Genomic DNA, 1,258 nt, shown 5'->3' on the forward strand with positions numbered 1-1,258 from the left:
GGCTAGCTTATTTCTCCGAATGTACTCTTCCAACAATATTAAATTCAAATGAAAGCTACTAGTCACTGTTAGATGATAAAGAACAGAGTAGTCATTATGATTTGGAATAACCTTTGCTATACCGTTTGATAAAAGCCCCAATGCCTTTTCGAAATCCTCGGTATTAACCGGTCCGTCTTCCTCTTGCATTCTAGCTAACAGTCTGGATCTTCGCGATGCAATATCCAAAGTTGGTTCAGGAGAAAGCCCGTATTCTATTTCCCTGTCAGACAAAGTATGAACGGCTGTCGAAACGGATGATTCTTGTTCGACTTGATAGGCAAGTTCATAAACATAATCAAAGGATTTTCCAATTCCCCCAAAAAAGCGTTTGTTCCCATCTGCACTAGGGTTCAGCCATCCGGAAGGAAAGAAACTGAAAATGAACTCTTTAAACCCCATACGCTCACCTCACGATAATTTCTCCAACTACTGCCATTTCATCTTCAGCTAGCACCCTGTTTTCGAGGGGATGTTCCATGACAAAATCAAGTAGGATAGGGTTGTTCTTTTTTGAGTCTGTCGGTTCAAATGTTTGCTTTGCAGTCGTAATAATATCGAGAAATCGGATAACCCGATCTTTATTAGACGTTTTCTCGATATAATTTTTAAGATTCTCTATCACGTAAGGAGAACCTGAATTAAGATCAAATCCCGATGTCCAAACTGTTTGCGATAAAGTAATGTTTATTGTGACTGGTTTAGGTCCAATCACAAGTACTCCACCATCGTTCATACCGGCTGCGGCTTTCTTATCAACGAAAACTTGGCATCGCTTAATGACTTCTTGATCTGGAATACCGTTAACACCCGTTATGATAATGTCAATCGTTCCATTTCCCCGACGCAAAGGAATTACTCGTGCAGAAACAACACCTTGGACACTCTCGGCCCAAAACTTATAATCATCTTCAGCTCCGCCGCGCCCTGGTCTACGTTTTTTCTCCAGGATTCTCCCGCGATAGATTTCCTCGTCTTCAAGATCGGTTCCATAACTGTAAACCTTTGAATCAGTTACATAATCAAAGCCTGCTTGGGCAATAAGGTTGATAGAGTTAGGTGGAACATTGCCGACTTCCCCCTCTTCCTCACATTCGACCAATACGTTTTCTACAGAACTTTGGCCAGCAATAATTTTTTTCTTTTGACCGGCTTTCACTCGAAACATAACAGGGGGATTGTTCCCGTTTGGCGTTGTGGTTATTAAAAAGTGATCAGG

Annotated in this window: 2 protein-coding genes; both read right to left on the bottom strand. The window is 41.4% G+C overall.

Annotated elements, in window-relative coordinates; all coding sequences use genetic code 11:
• Positions 1 to 441: putative phage tail protein (locus QZ995_RS23645; RefSeq protein ID WP_301812393.1), on the bottom strand; the 441-nt coding region annotated here is incomplete at its 3' end.
• Between the two features lie 4 nt (positions 442 to 445).
• Positions 446 to 1,258: baseplate J/gp47 family protein (locus QZ995_RS23650; protein WP_301812396.1), on the bottom strand; the 813-nt coding region annotated here is incomplete at its 5' end.

It is taken from the genome of Brevibacillus laterosporus (assembly GCF_030489605.1).
Classification (GTDB): domain Bacteria; phylum Bacillota; class Bacilli; order Brevibacillales; family Brevibacillaceae; genus Brevibacillus_B; species Brevibacillus_B laterosporus_E.